Below are 18711 nucleotides of genomic sequence, written 5' to 3' on the forward strand. Positions count from 1 at the left end.
CGGACCGAACCCTGTGCCCCCTCAGGAGCCGCTATGCACACAACTCCCTCCGGCCTCACGCTCCCCGGCCCGAGCCGCCGCACCCTGCTGCGCGGCGTCGGCGGCGCCGCCGTTCTCGGCGCCGGCATACCCCTGCTCAGCGCCTGCGGCGGCAGCGGCACGGCAGCCGACCCGAAGACGGTCACCCTGGGCTCCAAGGCGTCCGACCCGGTGCCGAAGAAGGCGTTCGCCGACATCTACGCGGCCTACAAGAAGAAGTCCGGCATCACGGTCGACGTGAACACCAAGGACTCGAACACCTTCCAGGAGCAGATCAACTCCTACCTCCAGGGCACGCCGGACGACGTGTTCACCTGGTTCGCCGGGTACCGGATGCAGTTCTTCGCGGCCAAGGGCCTCGCCACCCCGATCGACGACGTGTGGCAGAAGATCAGCGGCAACTTCCCCGAGGCGATGCAGAAGCTCAGCAAGGGCGAGGACGGCAAGTACTACTTCGTGCCGCTCTACACGTACCCCTGGGCGGTCTTCTACCGGAAGAGCGTCTTTGCGGAGAAGGGCTACGAAGTCCCCACCACCTGGGACGACTTCATCGCCCTGTGCAAGCAGATGCAGAAGGACAACCTGGTCCCGATCGCCTTCGGCGACAAGGACGCCTGGCCCGCGCTCGGCACCTTCGACCAGATCAACTTCCGTAAGAACGGCTACGACTTCCACGTCGACCTGATGGCCGGCAAGGCCTCCTGGACCGACGCCAAGGTGCGCGCCGCCTTCGACCTGTGGGCCGAGATCCTCCCCTACCACCAGGAGGGCGCCGTCGGCCGCACCTGGCAGGACGCAGCCCAGACGCTGGTGTCGAAGAAGGCCGGCATGTACCTCCTGGGCTCCTTCGTGGCCCAGCAGTTCACCAACCCGGACGACCTCGAGGACCTCGACTTCTTCGCCTTCCCCGAGATCGACCCGGCCCACGGCCAGGACACCGTCGAGGCGCCGACCGACGGCTTCATGATGAGCAAGAACCCGAAGAACAAGGCCGAGGCGGTCAAGCTCCTGGAGTACCTGGGCACGCCGGAGGCCGAGGACATCTACCTCAAGTCCGACCCGAGCTCGGTCCACGCCTCCAGCAAGGCCGACACGTCCTCGTACACCCCGCTGCAGAAGAAGGCGTACGAGATGATCTCCGGCGCCAAGTCCCTGACCCAGTTCATGGACCGTGACAGCCGCCCGGACTTCACCTCCACGGTCATGCAGCCCGCGCTGCAGAAGTTCGTCCGTGACCCCAAGGGCGTCGACAGCCTGCTGTCCTCGATCGAGCGCCAGAAGAAGACGATCTTCGCGTCCTCATGAGCACCGACATCACCAAGGAGATCCCGGAGGCGGCCGCCGTGCCGCCTCCGGGCGCTGCCCCCGCCCAGCAGAAGAAGGTGTCCCAGGGGCACCGTCGCCTGCTCACCCGCCGCGACCGGCTCACGCTCGGTCTGATGGCGACCCTGCCGACGATCCTGCACATCGCCCTGGTGTGGGTGACCGCGCTCGCCTCGATCGCCCTCGCGTTCACCACCTGGGACGGCATCGGCTTCGACTCGATCCAGTGGGTCGGGCTCGACAACTTCCGTGAACTGTTCATCAACAACCCGCAGTTCTGGCCGGCCGTCCAGCACAACGTCATCTGGTTCGTCGTGCTGATCGTGATCCCGACGCCGCTCGGCCTCTTCCTGGCCGTGCAGCTGGACAAGAAGATCAAGTTCAGCCGCTTCTACCAGACGGCGTTCTTCCTGCCGGTCGTGCTGTCCATGGCCGTCATCGGTTTCGTCTGGCAGCTCGTCTACAACCCCGACACCGGCCTGATCAACAGCATCATCGGCGCCAACGAGCCCGGTAAGTACATCGACTGGATCGGTGACCCGGACCTCAACCTGTGGGCGATCCTCGTCGCCGCGTCCTGGCGGCACGCCGGCTACATGATGATCCTCTACCTGGCCGGTCTGAAGGGCGTCGACCCGTCGCTGCGCGAGGCCGCGGCGATCGACGGGGCGGGCGAGTGGCAGACGTTCAAGAACGTCGTCTTCCCGACCCTGCGCCCCACCAACACGATCGTCCTGGTCGTCACCATCATCGAGGCGCTGCGCGCCTTCGACCTGGTCTTCGTCTTCAACAAGGGCGCCGAGGGCACCGAGCTGCTGTCGATCCTCGTGACCAACAACATCGTCGGTGAGTCGAGCCGGATCGGATACGGATCCGCGATCGCGGTCGTGCTGCTGCTGATCTCCCTCGTCGTGATCATTCCTTACCTGGTGAGCACCTTCCGGAAGGAGCGGCGAGCATGAGCACCGCGACTGTTGCCGTGAAGAAACGCACGCCGGTCCGCCCCGCCCGGGTCCTGCTGCACGTCGTGCTCGGCAGCATGGCGCTGGCCTGGCTGGCGCCGCTGCTGTGGGCGATCTACGCGGCCCTGCGCCCGTACGCCGAGACCAGCGAGAAGGGCTATGTGTCCCTCCCGGACACGCTGAACTTCGACAACTTCACCAACGCGTTCACGCAGTCGGACATGACGCACTACTTCGGGAACACGCTGCTGATCGCCGTGCCGGCGGTGCTGCTGACGCTGTTCCTGTCGTCGATGGTCGCCTTCTACGTCAGCCGCTTCGACTTCCGGATCAACCTGTTCCTGCTGCTGGTCTTCACGGCCGGCAACCTGCTGCCGCAGCAGGTCATCATCACCCCGCTGTACCGCATGTACCTGCTCATCGACCTGCCCGGCATCACGATGAGCGGCAAGCTGTACGACTCCGCGCTCGGCCTCGTCCTCATCCACGTGGCGTTCCAGTCCGGGTTCTGCGCCTTCGTGCTGAGCAACTACATGAAGATGCTGCCGCACGAGCTGACCGAGGCCGCGCTGGTCGACGGCGCCTCGGTGTGGCGGCTGTACTGGCAGATCACCCTGCCGCTGTGCCGTCCGGCGATGGCCGCCCTGGCGACGTTGCTGTCCATCTGGATCTACAACGACTTCTTCTGGGCCCTCGTCCTGATCTCCACCGGCGAGAACATGCCGATCACCTCGGCGCTGAACAACCTCTCCGGCCAGTACTTCACCGACCCCAACCTGGTCGCCGCCGGCGCCCTGCTCACCGCGATCCCGACGCTGATCGTCTACTTCCTGCTCCAGCGGCAGTTCGTCAGCGGCCTCACGCTCGGCGCCAACAAGGGCTGACGCCCGCCTTTTCGAAAGAGAACCACCGTGCCCCACCCCTTCACGCCGCTCGCCTCCGTGCCCGTGGACGTCGGTACCGCCCGCGTCCACGAGGAGGGCTGGCAGTCCTGGAGCCCCAGCGGCGCCTACGCCCTCGGCGACAAGCCGTACCGCCCGACCAACGACAACTGGGCGACGGTCTGCTACCGCCCCGGCCACACCGTCCCGGACGACACCTTCCAGGGCGAGGGCCTGCTCGCCCTCGACCCCGGGGACGGCTCCCCGGTCCGCCTGTGGGCGGCGGCCGACCCGACCCGCGAGGTGCCGTCGATCCGGCTGGTCGTGACGGACGGCACCGCGGAGGTGAGCGCGAACGGCCCGGTGAAGGAGTGGACGGGCGCGGACATCCAGTCGACGCTGGCGGACTGGGCCTCGGGGCTCGGCCTCGAAGCCCCGCGCACCGCACCCACCGTCTGGTGCTCCTGGTACGAGTACTTCACCGCCGTCACCGAGGACGACATCCACGAGAACCTCCGTGCGATGGACACCCTCGACCTGCCCGTCGACGTCGTCCAGATCGACGACGGCTACCAGAAGGCCCTCGGCGACTGGCTCACCCTCTCCGGGCGCTTCCGCTCCCGCGCCGGGATCGCGGACGCCATCCGTGACCGGGGCCGCCGGGCGGGCATCTGGACGGCGCCGTTCCTGGTCGACCCGGCCAGTGCGCTGGCCGCCGAGCACCCCGACTGGCTCGTCCGGTCGTCCGACGGTGCCCCGCTGCACGCGGGCCGCAACTGGGGCCACGACCTGTACGTCCTCGACACCACCCACCCGGACGCGGCGGCGTACCTGACGGAGGTCTTCACGACCCTGCGCTCCGAGGGCTACGACTACTTCAAGGTCGACTTCCTCTACGCGGGCGCCCTGGAGGGCGTACGGCACACGTCGGTGGACGCGCTCACCGCGTACCGCTCCGGGATCGAGCTGATCCGCGCGGCGATCGGCCCGGACGCGTACCTGCTGGGCTGCGGCGCGCCGATGCTGGCGTCGATCGGCCTGTTCGACGCGATGCGGGTCAGCCCCGACACCGCCCCGCACCGTCGCCCCGAGGCCGACGACTACAGCCAACCCGGCCAGGACCCGGCCGAGTTCACGGGCGTCGGCCGCCAGTGGCAGCACGGCCGCCTCTGGATCAACGACCCCGACTGCCTGATGGCCCGCCCGGCCGTGGAGACCCGTGAACGCTGGGCCGCGCACGTCGAGGCGACCGGCGGCCTGATGGCCTCCAGCGACCGCCTGCTGTCGCTGGACGAGTGGGGCGTGGCCACAACCCGCCGTCTGCTGGGCGGAGGTGCCCGATGAAGCGTGTGCTGAACGTCCCCGGTATCGCCTACGGCGGCGACTACAACCCCGAGCAGTGGCCCGAGGAGGTCTGGGCCGAGGACATGCGCCTGATGCGCGAGGCCGGGGTCACCATGGTCAGCGTCGGCATCTTCTCCTGGGCGCTGCTGGAGCCGGCCGAGGGGGAGTTCGACTTCTCCCGCATGGACAGGATCCTCGCCCTGCTCCACGAGAACGGCATCGCCGCCGACCTGGCCACCCCGACGGCCGCACCGCCGGCCTGGTTCTTCCGCGCCCACCCCGAGGCGCTCCCGGTGGACAGGGACGGCCGCGGACTGTCGTACGGCAGCCGCCAGACGTTCTGCCCGAGCAGCCCGGCGTACCGCAGGGCGGCCCTGCGGATCACCCGCGCCCTCGCCGACCGCTACGCCGACCACCCGGCGGTGGCGATGTGGCACGTCCACAACGAGTACGGCTGCCACAACGCGGAGTGCTACTGCGACACGAGCGCGGCGGCGTTCCGGGTCTGGCTGCGCAACCGGTACGAGGACCTGGCTGCCCTGAACCACGCCTGGGGCACCACCTTCTGGAGCCAGTGGTACTACGACTGGGACGAGATCCTGCCGCCCCGCGCCACCGGAGCCGTCCCCAACCCGACGCACCAGCTGGACTGGCGCCGCTTCTGCTCCGACGAGCTGCTGTCGCTCTGCACCGCCGAGCGGGACGTGCTGCGGGAGGCGGCCCCCTCGATCCCCGCCACCACCAACTTCATGGTGATGCAGAACTTCGACGCGCTGGACTACTGGCGCTGGGCGCCCGAGCTGGATGTCGTCTCCAACGACCACTACCTGATGTCCACCGACCCCGAGTCGGAGATCGACATCGCGCTCAGCGGCGATCTGATGCGCTCGCTGGCGGGCGGCCCGTGGCTGCTGATGGAGCACTCGACGGGCGCGGTCAACTGGCAGCCCGTCAACCGCGCCAAGCGCCCCGGCGAACTGCGCCGCAATGCGCTGGCCCACGTCGCCCGCGGCGCGGACGGCATCGCGTACTTCCAGTGGCGGGCCGCGAAAGCGGGCGCCGAGCAGTGGCACTCGGCGATGCTGCCGCACACCGGCACCGACAGCCAGATCTGGCAGGACGTCGTCCAACTGGGCGCAGATCTGCAGGCGCTGTCGGAAGTCCGCGGCAGCACCGGCACCGCCGAGGTGGCCGTCGTCTGGGACTGGAACGCCCGCTGGGCCCTGGAACTCCCCTCCCAGCCGAACGGCGAACTCCGTTTCCAGGACCTGGTACGGCACTGGTACGAGCCACTGTGGCGCGCGGGCATCGCCGTCGACTTCGTCCGCCCGGACGCGGACCTGTCGTCGTACCGCCTGGTCCTGGCCCCGAACCTCTACCTGGTCGACGACACGGGCGCCGCGAACCTCACCGCCTTCGCCCGCCGCGGCGGCACCCTCGCGGTCGGCTTCCACAGCGGCGCGGTCGACGAGAACTGCCACGTACGACTGGGCGGCTACCCCGGCGCGTTCCGCGAGGCGCTCGGCGTGCGCAGCGACGAACTCTTCCCGCTCCTCCCGGAAGAGACGGTCGGCCTGACCGGCGAGGTGCCGCCGGGCGCGAGCGGGACCCTGTGGTCGGAGCGGGTGCGCACCGAAGGTGCCCAGGTCGTGGCCTCGTACACGGACGGTCCCCTGACCGGCCGCCCGGCGGTGACCCGCCACACCTTCGGCGAGGGCACGACGTGGTACCTGGCCACCCGTCCCGACCCGGCGACCCTCGGTTCGCTGCTAGACCGCATCCGCTCGGAAGCGGGCGTGGCGCCGGTCCGCACGACACCGGACGGGATCGAGGCGGTGCTGCGCCGCGGCCCGGACGCCGACTACCTCTTCCTGATCGACCACACGGGCCGGGGCGCGGAGGTCTCCGTGTCGGCAGCGGCGACGGAACTGCTCACCGGCAAGCCGGCCGAGGACGGTTCGGTCACGGTCCCGGCGGGGGGCGTGGCGGTGGTACGGGAGCCGCGGGAGTAGCCCCTGACACCGGGAACACATCGCCCGGAGGGAGCCACCATGGAGGTGAGCGTGCTCACCGTGCCCGGCCGACCGCTGGGGGGCTCCCTCCATGCCCGAACTGCCAGACGTCGAGGCATTCCGGAAAGTGTTCGAGTCCTGCGCGCTGCGCAGGGTCGTCCGACGCGTCGACGTGCGTGACGCCGGTGTGCTGCACGGGGTGAGCGCGCGGGGGCTGCGCGACGCGCTCGAGGGCCGGCGGTTCACCGGCCTCGAGCGCCACGGCAAGTGGCTCCTCGCCCGTACCGGCGGCGGCCACACCCTCATGCTGCACTTCGGCATGACCGGTCGACTGGTCTGCGGCCGTCCCGACGACGCCGCCGAACCCCACGACCGCGTTCTGTTCACCCTGGGCCGGGACCGTCAGCTCCGCTACCGCGACCAGCGCAAGCTCCAGGGCCTCTGGCTGGCCGACGACGCGGATGTCGCACGGTTGCTGGCCCGTCAGGGCCCCGACGCGATGGCGGTGGACCGCAAGGAGTTCGAGGCCGCGCTGTCCTCCCGCCGCGGCGCCCTCAAGACCGCTCTCACCGACCAGTCCGTCCTGGCCGGACTCGGCAATCTGCTCGCCGACGAGATCCTCTGGCGCGCGCGACTGCGCCCCACCGGCCGGGCGAGCGAGCTCACCGAGGCCGACCGCCGGCGCCTGTACACACAGATGCGCCGCACCCTGCGCTCCTCGGTCACGGCCGGCTGCGTACCACCGCGTGACTCCTGGCTCACCGGCCACCGCGACGACCCCGACCCGCACTGCCCACGCTGCGGCACCTCCCTGCGCCGGTCCCGCCTGGCAGGCCGGACCACGATGTGGTGCCCGCGGTGCCAGCCACTCGGCCGTCAGCCTTGATCTTCTTCATGGTGAGGTGGGACTCGAGGCGATGAACCGCGGCCAGGCCCATGAGCTTCTCGGTGACGAAGGCTTCGTAGGCGGCGTGGTCGGCTACGGCGACGCGGACGAAATAGTCGGGGCGTCCGTACATGCGACGGAGTTCGATGACCTCTTCATAGGAGGCCACGGTGTCCTCGAACTCCTCGACGGTTCTGCGGTCCTGGGCGTAGATCTCGACGTCGACGAGGACTTCCAGCCCGCGTCCCAGGGCCTCGGGATCGATGACGGCCCGGTAGCCGGCGATGACGCCGGCCTCTTCCAGCCGCTTGACCCGGCGCAGACAGGGCGGCGGGGTCAGACCGACCCGCTTGGCCAGTTCCACGTTGGTCAGCCGCCCGTCCTGACGTAGATGAAACAAAATTTCCTTGTCCAGGGCGTCAAGGCTGATTTCATTGCTCATGAAGGGATCATACGGGCACAATTGGCAACCATGTAAGGCAAGAAGCTTTCTAAAATGTCGACATGCGCACAAGTCCCGCCGTTACCGCCACCACGGCCGTTGCCGACGGCCGGTCCGGACCCGCCCCCATGCGGGCGGCCTTCACGGACTCCACCTCGGTGGGCCTGGGCTTCCTCCCGCTCGGTCTCGCCTTCGGGGCGCTCGTCGTTCAGTCCGGTCTCGACTGGTGGTGGGCGGGCCTGTCCGCCGCGCTGATCTACGGCGGATCGTTCGAGTTCCTGCTCATCGGCATGGTCACCGCCGCCGCCCCCCTGGCGGCGATCGCCCTGACCGCCTTCATGGTGAACGTCCGGCACGTCTTCTACGCGCTGTCCTTCCCCCTGCACCGTGTGACAGGCCGCCTCGGCAAGGCGTACGGCACCTTTGCGCTGTCCGACGAGGCGTACGCCCTGACCGCCGGCGAGCAGGCCCGCACCTGGCCCAGCCGCCGCATCCTCTGGCTGCAGTTCTTCCTGCACCTGTACTGGGCGGGCAGCTCGACCGCCGGAGCCCTGCTCGGCTCCCTCATCCCGGACAGCGTCACCGGCCTGGACTTCGCCCTGACCGCCCTGTTCACCGTCCTGGCCCTCGACGCCCTCCGGGACCTGCGCGGCGACCTGCCCACCCCGCTGCTCGCCCTCCTCAGCGCCCTGGCCGCCCGTCTCCTCTTCCCCGGCCAGCTGCTCCTGGCCGCCTTCGCCCTGTTCACGGCCGGGCTCCTGGCCCGCCACTGCACGACCGGCAGGAAGCCGAGCCATGTCTGACACCCGCTATGCCATCGCCGCGATCGCCGTCACCGCCGCCGTCACCTGGGGCCTGCGCGCCCTGCCCTTCGTGGCCCTCGCCCCCCTCCGCGCGAGCGGCACCGTCCAGTACCTCAGCACCCGCATGCCCGCCGGCGTCATGGTGATCCTGGTCGTCTACTGCCTGCGCGACCTGCCGCTGCCGGAGCCGCGCGCCGTCGCCCCACTGGCTGCCCTGGCCGTCACCGTCGGCCTGCACCTGTGGCGCCGCAACGCCCTCCTGAGCATCCTCGGCGGCACGGCCGTACACGTGCTCCTGGCGAACATGGCCTTCGCGCACTGAGCCCGAACGACCAGGGCGGGACCTACGTGGGCATGACACCGTGAATGCGGGAGAGGGTGAAGACGCGGTCGTCGTCGCGCAGGTGGCACCAGGCATACAGGTAGGGCGCGTCGAGTTCGAGCTCGCTGAGGGTGCGCACGGTGCGGCTGCCCGAGGCGGCGACGTACTCGATGGTCACCTCCCGGCCCTCGTCGATGGCGTGGGCCAGCTGACGGACATCGGCGAGGGACAGCAGGCGCGCGCACCCGGCGACGATTTCCTCGGTGTCGCTGTCGAAGGGGATTCCGTTGCCCGGATCGGGCTGCGGGGTGCTTGGCGGGGCGGCCCGCAGCCTGGTGGCCAGGGCGCCCAGGTCGACGGCCGCCGGGACCTGCGGGGTGCGGGCGGCCGCGTTCCGCCTGCCCGCCGTGCCGCCCGGCAGGCGTGGCGGCGGGACCGGGCCGGCGGCGCGGGGGCGCCGGTTCTGCTCCACCCGTACGGTTCCGTCAGCGGTCTCGGCGACGGGGGCGTAGCCCGCGGCCCGGAGCGCGGCCAGGGTCTTCTCGAGCGGGGTCCGGCTGACCAGCACCGTGGGTGCCAGCTGCCGCAGGCCGAGGCGGGTGAGCTTCCGGTGGGCGGCGAGTTCGGCGAGGAGGGCGGGTTCTTCGCCGTGGATCACGCAGGCCGCGGAGGTCACGCGCATCCGGCCGTGGCTGCGCGCGGTGTCGTGGATCAGGTACGACAGCGGCTGGGGGAGGGCGCCGACGGCAACGGCGGCCAGGTCGGCCGCGAGGGAGTCGGGAGTCCGGCCGGCGTCCAGGGCGCGGCGGACGGTGCTCGGGCTGAAGCGCCACACGGATGCCGTGCCGCCGGCTTCCCTGTCGGCGACGGCATCCAGCAGCGCGGCGAGGTGGGCGGACGGTGTGCCGGTGACGACGGCGGTGAGGTCGGTGCCGAAGCGGGCTGTCCTGGTGGCCGTCGGCAGCAGCCGCTGACAGGCCACGGCGAGTGCTTCGGCGTCGTCGGCCTCGAGCGCGGCACCGATGCGGGACAGGGCACCCCGCGCGATGACGCCGAGCAGTTCCGCCTCGCGGACCAGGGTGGCGAAGGGTGTGGTGTCCTCGGGGAGTCGATCGGCGAGCGGGCGGTACCAGGCGACCAGCGGCCCCAGTTCCGCGGCGTTCTTCGCTCCCTGGCCCGCAGGAAGGTGCGTTGCGGCGGTGAGGAGCCCGTGCCGGGCCTGTACACAGCCGGTGCAGGGCGGTGCTCCGGCGAGTGCGGGCAGCGCCTTGCCGTCTTCGTCGCGGGCCCCGGTCGGGGTGAGCGGCAGCGTCCGCCAGGCCTGGAGCAGCACGGTGAGCTGCTCGGCAGGTTCTCGTTCCGCCCAGGCGTCGTAGCCTTCCGTCGCCGCGACCTGGTCGCCGTCCCGGGCCAGCAGCCCGGCGGCGTACGCCGTTTCCAGAACGAGACGTACCACGATGTCGTCGCACTGCGCTGCCCTGCCGGTCCGGGACAGTTCACGTGCCCCGACCCCGCCGGACTTCAGCCGCTTCGGCGGAACGGCGGCGCACGCCGCCAGCACCGAGGCGGCATGCGCGGCGAACGCCGTGGCCGCGGCTGCCGCCTCCCGGTCCACTTCTGCCGAGCCGACGGGCACCGTATGCACGACGGGCGGGACGGGTTCGAACGGGGCGCGCCAGTCGGCTCCCCGCAGGGCGAGCGCCACCTCGGCCGGCATACGGGCGGCTCCGTACCGGTGACGGTCCTGGACCAGCAGTCCCCGCTCCAGCGCCCAGCGCACACCCGGCCCCGAGTCGGCCTGCGGGGCCCCGAAGACGGTGAACTCCGGCCGGTCCGGCGCGTAACTCGCCCGCCGCTCAAGCAGGTTCCGGGTGGTCGCGGGTGCCTGTGCCACCAGTGCGGCGATCCGTTCCGGGTCGCTGTGGTGATCCACCAGAGCCGCCAGCCGTTGCTGCTTGGTGCCACCGGGCCGTTCGCCCAACGCCACCAGCATGGAGCGCAGTTCCTCGGAGGTCATGTCCGCCAGCAGCCGGGTCAGGGGCGCGTCCAGCCCCAGGGGTGCGTCCCACGCCTGCCGCAGCGGGGCCGCCATGTGCAGCAGGCCCTTGTCGTCCGGCCAGACCAGTGCGTGATCGGCCAGCACGTCCAGCGCCGCGTCCAGCCCGCAGGCGCTCTCCTCGTCCGTGGCTCCCAGCAACCGCGCCAGGCCGGCGCGCGGCACGGACGCCACGGCTGCCAGCGCCTCGGCCACCTGAAGATGCGGCAGCGCGAGCCGGGGCAGCACCAACGCCACCGATGCCGGGCGCTGCAGACGGTCCGCCAGTTCGCCGACCGATCGCGGCTCCGGCGGGGACACGGCGTCCGCCCGAGCCGCGAGGACCCGCTCCAGCCGTGGGGTGTCAAGACCGCGTAGCCATGCGGCCAGAGTCGATCCGCTGCGCATACTGATGCGAACACCTCACCGTGACAAGAACACCCTGTGCTTTCCGGACCGGCGACGGCCCTGGCAGGGCACAAGGATGGCGCATCGAAGGACGGCGCGCGCCACACGGCAGCAGGATTCAACCGGAAGGGCAACTGAAGGCCGGCGAGAGGGTGTGGCAGCTGCGTACCCTGCGGCGGCGCCGCAGGGCAGCGGTCACGGACCCGGTGCTGCGCCCGGTGGCGGTGCGCGGCCGGCAGCTCTAAGGACGGGTCGTGACCCGGTTCAGCGCTGCCGAGGCGGCCGCCCCCAACCTCGGCCTGGTCGTCGCCGCGCTGTAACAGGCTCCGCAGCTCTGTGCAGATCGATCAGCGACGGTCATGGCGGTCACGCCGAAGCCTCCAAGAGACACTGCGGGCGTGTGCCCTACTTGAAGCGGGAATCCTTGTTCTGCGCCGCGTCGGCACATCCCCGAACCCAGTCCTTCTCAACCACCTTGTGGTCCGGGGTGGCGAGTTGACGCTGCCGGAAGAAGGAATCACAGTCCGCCTCCACCTGCTCGCGGCTCCGACCGTCTGTAGGTACGAGCGCTCCACCGAAGGCGTTGTAGCCCTTGGTGTAGCTGTACCTGTCCACATTGGAGTTGCCGGAGTGATTGACCACGATCAAGGCGAGGAGCAGAACGGCGACACCGATCACTACACCCATGACGATCTGGCGGACGAGGTACGTCACTTCACCCTCCTCGGCGGCTCGAGAATCCTCACCTACCCAGTACCTGCGGAAGACTCGGTCCAACAGCGCCCGAGGTGCGTGAGCGCAACGACTCCTGTCGCTTCCCGCCGGGCTGGGCCCGCGAAGGGCACTGGGCTGCCACCGATCACCGCTTCAGGAGTTCGATCACCGACCGCCCACGAGGGCTGTGTGGTGCTTGGCCTGTGGCTCAGTCGCCCGAGTGGCCCCAGAAGTAGATCTCTTGGGGGTTGCCCTCGTCGTCGTGCAGCACCGCGCATCGTCCGATCCACCGCGACCGGGGGAATACGTCGAAGTCCTTGACGTGCGCACGGGTCAGCTTGTCGGTGCCCAGCAACGCGCGCGCTTCCTCAGTCGTCACGGGTTCCACGGTGTTGTAGTCCGGGGTGTCGTCAGGCCCCACGACGCGGAAAATGTCCAGGATCGAGTGGGTGCCGGCCTCCTGGACCAACTCGTCCTCCCACAGCTCCTCCAGAGACTGCGGCCGCGGCTCCCGCTCCTCCTCCGGTCGCCAGTCGCCGCCGTTGACCCAGTAGTAGTCCCCCTTTGCGAACACCTCGTGCCGCAACTGTTGAAGCGCCGCGTCCAGGTCCTCCTGGTACGGCACGTAGTAGTCCCACCCCGAAGCCCCCATCAGGCCCCCATCCTCTTTCGTTTCTCCGAGACGGCGGAACTTAGCAGTCGGGTCCGACATCGATACCCGCAGCTTGAAGCGCTCCGGTATCGGTGGAGGCTCCGGCCTGCCCCGGAGCGCTTCCTGCCGCTCGCTCCGGTACCGACTGCCATCCCGGCTTGCTTACGCCTGGCCGTAGAGGCCTGTCAGGTCGACGAGTTGAATGTCCGGTGAGGTCTCAGTGGCGGCGTGTGCCGTGTCGTTGAAGCCTGCTGCTCCGCTGAAGCACAGCAAGCGAGTGCGGGTGGTGGCGTAGCGGCCGGCCTGGGCGATGAGCTCGCGGATGTGCTTGAGACGTTCGATGTGGGCGACGCCCATGGTGTCGTTCCACTTGGCTTCGCCGATGGCCAGAAGCGGGGGCTTGGCGTGTCCGTCGGCGATGCCCACAACGGCCACGTCGACCTCGTGGCCGGTGCGGGCTTTGGGGTCGTGGGCCACTCCATGTCCGACGCGGGCGGGCAGGCCACCGAGTACATCGGCGTCGGCATGATGCAGGGCCCAGTCGCGGCAGAGCTGCTCGAAGTGGGGGCCCCAGGACGTTGCTGACGAACCGGCGGCGGCTGGTCTGCCAGACCCGGACAGCGCTGCCGGGGCGCTCCAACTGGTCCCATACCGGGCGCATGACGGCGTGGTAGAAGCCGATCAGTGGTTCGGCGATGCGGTAGGTGGGGCGGTTGTCGCGGAAGGCGTCGGCGTCCCGGTACAGCAGACCGGCGTCCTCGAGGACGTGGATGGGGTGTGCGATGTCGGTGGCCTTGCGCTCCAGATACCCGGCCATGCCTCCACGCGTGGCGTTGCCGTCGGCCACAGCCGCCAGGACGGACAGGTACAGGGCGGTGTCACGCAGGTCTGGTTCCTCGGCCAGCAGGTACCGAGCCTCGCGAAAGAGGGGCGTCTCGGGGTTGAGGACCGTACGTACGACCCAGTCGTCGAAGTCCTCCGGCCCGGCTGGACTGTCGCCTCGGGCGAACTCACGCCGGTAGGCGGGAGTACCGCCGACGATCGAGTTGACCTGCAGCGCAAGACGGGGGATCCGTGATGTTCCAGAACTCGGCGGCGAAACGGTGATCGAGGGGGCGTACGACAAGTTCCAGTCCCGCCCGGCCGCGCAGAGGCGCGTTGCCTGACAGCAGCCGGCCCATGAAGGACAAGGCCGACCCGCACAGCAGCAACCGAGTCCGGGAGCCGGTGCGCCGGTCACGCAGAGGACGCAGGGCCTCCTGGATGATCGAGGGGAGCTCCGGGTCGGCCTTGGCGAGGTACGGGAACTCGTCGATCACAACGGGGACGGGGCGCTCGGAACCGAGGGCGAGCAGAGCGTCGACGGCCTCCGACCAGTTGGCGAAGTGGTACGGGCCGGCGGGGCGGACGTGGGCGGTCAGCGCGGAGCTGAGCCGGCGAAGCGACTCGGCGTCGGCTGCTTCGGTCGCACCGAAACAGAACCCACCGGCGGCACGGCAGGCGGCGTCCAACAGGAATGTCTTGCGCTGGCGGCGACGTCCGGAGACCACGCCGAGGGTCGCGCCTGGCTGCGGATCGGTGATGAACCGGCTCAGCGCTGACCACTCGTAATCCCACGCCCCGCGGGTGTACCCGTCGAGCCCGAGCCGTGCCCGAGGGTTCGCCGGGGCGTGCGCCGCTCCGCATGAGAGGAATGCCCCTGATGCCGGAGATGAATGAGACCAAAACTGAGACCAGGGCACGCCGAAGGCCCCGGCCGCTGAGCGGTCCGGGGCCTTCGTTTCGCCTGTTCGGGCGACTGCGGAGGATACGAGATTCGAACTCGTGAGGGGTTGCCCCCAACACGCTTTCCAAGCGTGCGCCCTAGGCCTCTAGGCGAATCCTCCGCCGGAAACATTACATGACCGAGAGGAGTGCTCGCGAACTCGTTCCCGCACCTCAGCATCAGGTAGGCTGTGCGAAGCCCCTCACGCGGCGCTATCTGACTGAACTCCCCCAGGGCCGGAAGGCAGCAAGGGTAGGTTGGCTCTGGCGGGTGCGTGGGGGGCGCTTGCGTTGCCGGGGCCGGGGGCTCGCGGTTTCCTGGGCGGGGCCTGTTGTCAGTGGGCGCCTATAACCTCGTATGCGTGTCGTCTCTCGCGCTGTACCGCCGCTATCGCCCGGAGTCGTTCGCCGAGGTCATCGGGCAGGAGCATGTCACTGACCCGCTGCAGCAGGCGCTGCGGAACAACCGGGTCAATCACGCGTACCTGTTCAGCGGTCCGCGTGGATGCGGCAAGACGACGAGCGCACGGATCCTGGCGCGGTGTCTGAACTGTGAGCAAGGTCCTACGCCGACCCCCTGCGGGGAGTGCCAGTCGTGCCGGGATCTCGCGCGGACCGGACCGGGATCCATCGACGTCATCGAGATCGACGCCGCCTCGCACGGTGGTGTCGATGATGCCCGTGAGCTGCGGGAAAAGGCCTTCTTCGGACCCGCGAGCAGCCGATACAAGATCTACATCATCGACGAGGCCCACATGGTCACGTCGGCCGGCTTCAACGCACTGCTCAAGGTCGTCGAGGAGCCGCCGGAGCATCTGAAGTTCATCTTCGCGACCACCGAACCCGAGAAGGTCATCGGCACGATTCGGTCGCGGACCCATCACTATCCGTTCCGGCTCGTGCCCCCCGGCACCCTTCGGGACTACCTCGCCGAGGTGTGTCAGAAGGAGAGCATCCCCGTCGAGGACGGCGTGCTGCCGCTGGTGGTGCGTGCCGGTGCCGGGTCCGTACGTGACTCCATGTCCGTCATGGACCAGCTGCTCGCGGGCGCCGGGGCGGACGGTGTGACGTATGCCATGGCCACCTCGCTGCTGGGCTACACGGACGGCTCACTGCTCGACTCCGTCGTCGAGTCCTTCGCCACCGGGGACGGGGCCGCCGCCTTCGAGGTCGTGGACCGGATCATCGAGGGAGGCAACGATCCGCGGCGGTTCGTCGCCGACCTGCTGGAGCGGCTGCGGGACCTGGTGATCATCGCCGCCGTGCCGGACGCGGTGGGCAAGGGGCTCATCGACGCTCCGGCCGACGTGCTGGAGCGGATGCAGGCCCAGGCAGGCACCTTCGGCCCCGCCGAGCTGAGCCGAGCAGCCGACATCGTCAACGAGGGGCTGACCGAGATGCGGGGAGCGACCTCCCCGCGCCTCCAGCTCGAGCTGATCTGCGCGCGCGTGCTGCTGCCGGCCGCGTACGGGGACGAGCGGTCCGTGATGGCCCGTCTTGACCGGCTGGAGCGGGGGGTGAACTTCTCGACGGGTGCCGGGGCGCCCGCCATGGAGTACGTGCCCGGGCCCGAGGCGCACGGGGGAGCGGCTGCGGCGATTCCGCCGGGCGGTGGCGTGGCTGCGGCTCGGGCTGCCGTACGAGGGGCCGGCGGCGGCCCTGGCGCGCCGGGTACCTCGGATACGGCGGCTGGTCCCCCGCCCGGTGGTCCCCAGCAGGACGGAGCGCCGGGAGGCCCGGGCGGGCCCGGGGAACGGCGTGTGGCCGCCGCTCAGGGCGCGCCGGGTGGCCAGGACCTTCCCGCCGGGCCCGCTCCTGCCGTGGGCGAGCCTGCCCAACCTCCGGCTCCCGCACCAGCAGCCTCCGCACCCGGAGCCTGGCCCACCGCGACCGCCGCGGGCAGTGGCCGACGGCCCGGCGGCTGGCCCACCGCGGCCCCCGCGGGCGGCGGCGGCCGACCCGCGACGCCGCCCGGCGCCTCCCCGTCCGCGTCGCCGACGCCTGCCACGCCCCCCACGCCTTCCGTGCCCGCCGCCCCGCCGGCTGCCTCACCGGCCCCGAGCGGCGGCCTCGACCCGCGCGCGCTCTGGCCCAACATCCTGGAGGCGGTCAAGAACCGCCGCCGCTTCACCTGGATCCTGCTCAGCCAGAACGCCCAGGTCGTCGGCTTCGACGGCACCACTCTCCAGCTCGGTTTCGTCAACGTCGGCGCCCGGGACAACTTCGCGAGCAGCGGCAGCGAGGATGTGCTGCGCCAGGCGCTGGGCGAGCAGTTCAACGTCAACTGGAAGATCGAGGCGATCGTCGACCTGTCGGGCGGTTCAGGCACGCCGCCGGCCGGGGGCTTCAACGCCGGTGGTGGCTACGGCGGCAGTGCCACGGGCGGTCACAACAGTGCCGGTGCCGCCGGTGGCTACGGCAGCGGCACTGCCACCGGTGCGTACGGCAGCGGTACGGCGGCCGCTCCGCAGCGCCCCGCACCGGCACAGGCCGCCACGTCCCCTGCACCGGCCCCGGCGACCCCGGCACCGGCTCCCGTCCCCTCGCCGCCCTCCGCCCCGGAGTCGCCGTCCTCCGCCCCCGTCGCCCCCGAGGACGACATCCCCGAGGACGACGACCCCGATCTCGACGAGTCGGCCCTCTCCGGCCAGGAACTGATCGTGCGGGAACTGGGCGCGACGGTGGTGGAGGAGCTCTCGAACGAGTAGCGCAGGCCCCTTCCGGCAGGGCCTCGTTCGAGCACGCCTTCCTTCGAGCCGACTCTCCTTCGAGCAGGCACAAGGCCTCCTTGGAGGAACCCACAAGCCGCCTCCCCCCACCCTTTCGGAAGCCCGCACAAGGACACCCCGCCGCCTGCCGTTAGGCTGACCCCGTGAAGGTCCTCGTCATCGGCAGCGGCGCCCGCGAACACGCCCTGTGCCGTTCCCTGTCCCTCGACCCCGCCGTCACCGCGCTGCACTGCGCCCCCGGCAACGCCGGCATCGCCGAGGTTGCCGAGCTGCACCCGGTCGACGCCCTGGACGGCGCGGCCGTATCGGCGCTGGCCGCACAGCTCGACGTCGGGCTGGTGGTCGTAGGCCCGGAGGCCCCGCTTGTCGCGGGGGTCGCCGACGCCGTGCGCGAGGCTGGTATCCCGGTGTTCGGCCCGTCCGGGGAGGCCGCGCAGCTGGAGGGGTCCAAGGCCTTCGCCAAGGACGTGATGGCCGCGGCCGGGGTTCCCACCGCCCGCTCGTATGTCTGTACGACGGAGGCGGAGGTCGACGAGGCGCTCGACGCGTTCGGCCCGCCGTACGTGGTCAAGGACGACGGTCTGGCCGCCGGCAAGGGCGTCGTCGTGACCGGTGACCTCGACGCGGCGAAGGCGCACGCGAACGCCTGTGAGCGCGTCGTCATCGAGGAGTTCCTCGACGGCCCTGAGGTCTCCCTCTTCGCGGTCACCGACGGCGAGACGGTCGTCCCCCTCCAGCCCGCCCAGGACTTCAAGCGCGCGCTGGACAACGACGAGGGCCCGAACACCGGCGGCATGGGCGCGTACTCCCCGCTGCCGTGGGCGGACCCGAAGCTGGTCGACGAGGTCATGGAGACCGTCCTGCAGCCGACGGTCAACGAGATGCGGCGTCGCGGCACCCCGTTCTCCGGCCTCCTCTACGCCGGGCTGGCGATCACTTCCCGCGGTGTCCGAGTGATCGAGTTCAACGCCCGTTTCGGTGACCCCGAGACCCAGGTGGTGCTGGCCCGTCTGCAGACCCCCCTGGCCGGCGTCCTGCTGGCCGCCGCGAACGGCACCCTCGCCGACCTGGAGCCCCTGCGCTGGAGCGACGACGCGGCCGTCACGGTCGTCGTCGCCTCGCACAACTACCCCGGCACCCCGCGCACCGGCGACCCGATCACCGGTCTCGACGAGGTGGCCGCGCACGACGCCCCGCACGCATACGTCCTGCACGCGGGTACCAAGCGCGGCGGCGATTCCGTCGTCAGCGCGGGTGGTCGTGTCCTGTCCGTCACCGCGACGGGCGGTGACCTCACGGAGGCGCGGGAGCGGGCCTACCGGGCGGTCTCCCGCATCCGTCTGGACGGCTCCCAGCACCGTACGGACATCGCGGCGAAGGCGGCGGGCGCATAGT

13 protein-coding genes, 1 tRNA gene, 1 other RNA gene and 2 pseudogenes are annotated in these 18711 nt (G+C 70.5%); 11 read left to right on the forward strand and 6 right to left on the reverse strand.

The features are described 5' to 3' along the window. Positions 1–33: 33 nt before the first annotated feature. The 6 genes from ACFV7R_RS17860 to ACFV7R_RS17885 all read left to right on the forward strand — a co-directional run bounded on the left by ACFV7R_RS17860 (position 34) and on the right by ACFV7R_RS17885 (position 7447). Complete coding sequence (locus tag ACFV7R_RS17860; RefSeq protein ID WP_385264324.1) at positions 34–1344, forward strand: ABC transporter substrate-binding protein; 1311 nt, start codon at positions 34–36, stop codon at positions 1342–1344. Then, on the forward strand, positions 1341–2324 hold the full coding sequence (locus ACFV7R_RS17865) for a carbohydrate ABC transporter permease (protein ID WP_385264326.1): 984 nt from the start codon (positions 1341–1343) through the stop codon (positions 2322–2324). Before ACFV7R_RS17860 ends, ACFV7R_RS17865 begins: the two co-directional genes overlap by 4 nt. Then, entirely contained in the window at positions 2321–3208 is an 888-nt protein-coding gene (locus tag ACFV7R_RS17870) for a carbohydrate ABC transporter permease (protein ID WP_385264328.1), read from the forward strand. The genes ACFV7R_RS17865 and ACFV7R_RS17870 overlap by 4 nt, the downstream gene beginning before the upstream one ends. 27 nt (positions 3209–3235) lie before the next feature. Next, positions 3236–4549, forward strand: coding sequence for a glycoside hydrolase family 36 protein (locus ACFV7R_RS17875; protein WP_385264329.1), 1314 nt, complete (start codon positions 3236–3238; stop codon positions 4547–4549). After that, positions 4546–6561, forward strand: a complete 2016-nt coding sequence (locus ACFV7R_RS17880) for a beta-galactosidase (protein ID WP_385264330.1) — start codon at positions 4546–4548, stop codon at positions 6559–6561. Before ACFV7R_RS17875 ends, ACFV7R_RS17880 begins: the two co-directional genes overlap by 4 nt. A 91-nt stretch (positions 6562–6652) precedes the next feature. Further along, positions 6653–7447: an Fpg/Nei family DNA glycosylase gene (locus ACFV7R_RS17885; protein ID WP_385264332.1), complete on the forward strand. Its 795-nt coding sequence runs from the start codon at positions 6653–6655 to the stop codon at positions 7445–7447. Here the strand turns inward: ACFV7R_RS17885 and ACFV7R_RS17890 are convergent. After that, positions 7437–7889 (reverse strand): annotated as a pseudogene (locus ACFV7R_RS17890) (Lrp/AsnC family transcriptional regulator); the annotation flags it as partial. The gene ACFV7R_RS17885 and the pseudogene ACFV7R_RS17890 sit on opposite strands and share 11 nt — an antisense overlap. 62 nt (positions 7890–7951) lie before the next feature. Between ACFV7R_RS17890 and ACFV7R_RS17895 the strand changes: the two are divergent. Together ACFV7R_RS17895 and ACFV7R_RS17900 are read left to right on the forward strand one after the other, a co-directional pair. Beyond that, the gene (locus tag ACFV7R_RS17895; RefSeq protein ID WP_385264333.1) at positions 7952–8692 is read left to right on the forward strand and encodes an AzlC family ABC transporter permease; all 741 of its coding nucleotides are present in this window, start codon (positions 7952–7954) and stop codon (positions 8690–8692) included. Continuing rightward, positions 8685–9014: a branched-chain amino acid transporter permease gene (locus tag ACFV7R_RS17900; protein WP_385264335.1), complete on the forward strand. Its 330-nt coding sequence runs from the start codon at positions 8685–8687 to the stop codon at positions 9012–9014. Before ACFV7R_RS17895 ends, ACFV7R_RS17900 begins: the two co-directional genes overlap by 8 nt. A 22-nt stretch (positions 9015–9036) precedes the next feature. Here the strand turns inward: ACFV7R_RS17900 and ACFV7R_RS17905 are convergent, their stop codons facing one another. From ACFV7R_RS17905 to ACFV7R_RS17925, 5 genes and pseudogenes are all read right to left on the reverse strand, one after another. Further along, entirely contained in the window at positions 9037–11457 is a 2421-nt protein-coding gene (locus tag ACFV7R_RS17905; protein ID WP_385264337.1) for a helicase-associated domain-containing protein, read from the reverse strand. Positions 11458–11862: 405 nt separating this feature from the next. Next, complete coding sequence (locus ACFV7R_RS17910) at positions 11863–12171, reverse strand: hypothetical protein (protein WP_385264338.1); 309 nt, start codon at positions 12169–12171, stop codon at positions 11863–11865. Positions 12172–12379: 208 nt separating this feature from the next. Continuing rightward, a complete protein-coding gene (locus tag ACFV7R_RS17915; RefSeq protein ID WP_385264339.1) occupies positions 12380–12823 on the reverse strand; it encodes a hypothetical protein in 444 nt (147 codons plus the stop codon). A 162-nt stretch (positions 12824–12985) separates the two neighbouring features. Then, positions 12986–14418 (reverse strand): annotated as a pseudogene (locus ACFV7R_RS17920) (ATP-binding protein). A gap of 206 nt (positions 14419–14624) precedes the next feature. Further along, positions 14625–14709 (reverse strand) — tRNA-Ser (locus ACFV7R_RS17925). Positions 14710–14781: 72 nt separating this feature from the next. On the opposite strand from ACFV7R_RS17925, the gene ffs reads away from it, so the two are divergent. The 3 genes from ffs (at position 14782) to purD (ending at position 18710) form a co-directional block, all read left to right on the forward strand. Continuing rightward, positions 14782–14880, forward strand: an RNA gene (gene ffs, locus ACFV7R_RS17930) — signal recognition particle sRNA small type. A 69-nt stretch (positions 14881–14949) separates the two neighbouring features. After that, positions 14950–17295 carry a DNA polymerase III subunit gamma and tau gene (locus ACFV7R_RS17935; protein WP_385264341.1) on the forward strand — a complete coding sequence of 782 codons (2346 nt, stop codon included), beginning with the start codon at positions 14950–14952 and terminating at the stop codon, positions 17293–17295. 164 nt (positions 17296–17459) lie between these two features. Beyond that, a complete protein-coding gene (gene purD, locus ACFV7R_RS17940) occupies positions 17460–18710 on the forward strand; it encodes a phosphoribosylamine--glycine ligase (RefSeq protein WP_385264342.1) in 1251 nt (416 codons plus the stop codon). The last annotated feature ends 1 nt before the right edge of the window (position 18711 follow it).

The organism is Streptomyces sp. NPDC059866 (assembly GCF_042731325.1).
Lineage (GTDB): Bacteria > Actinomycetota > Actinomycetes > Streptomycetales > Streptomycetaceae > Streptomyces > Streptomyces flavusporus.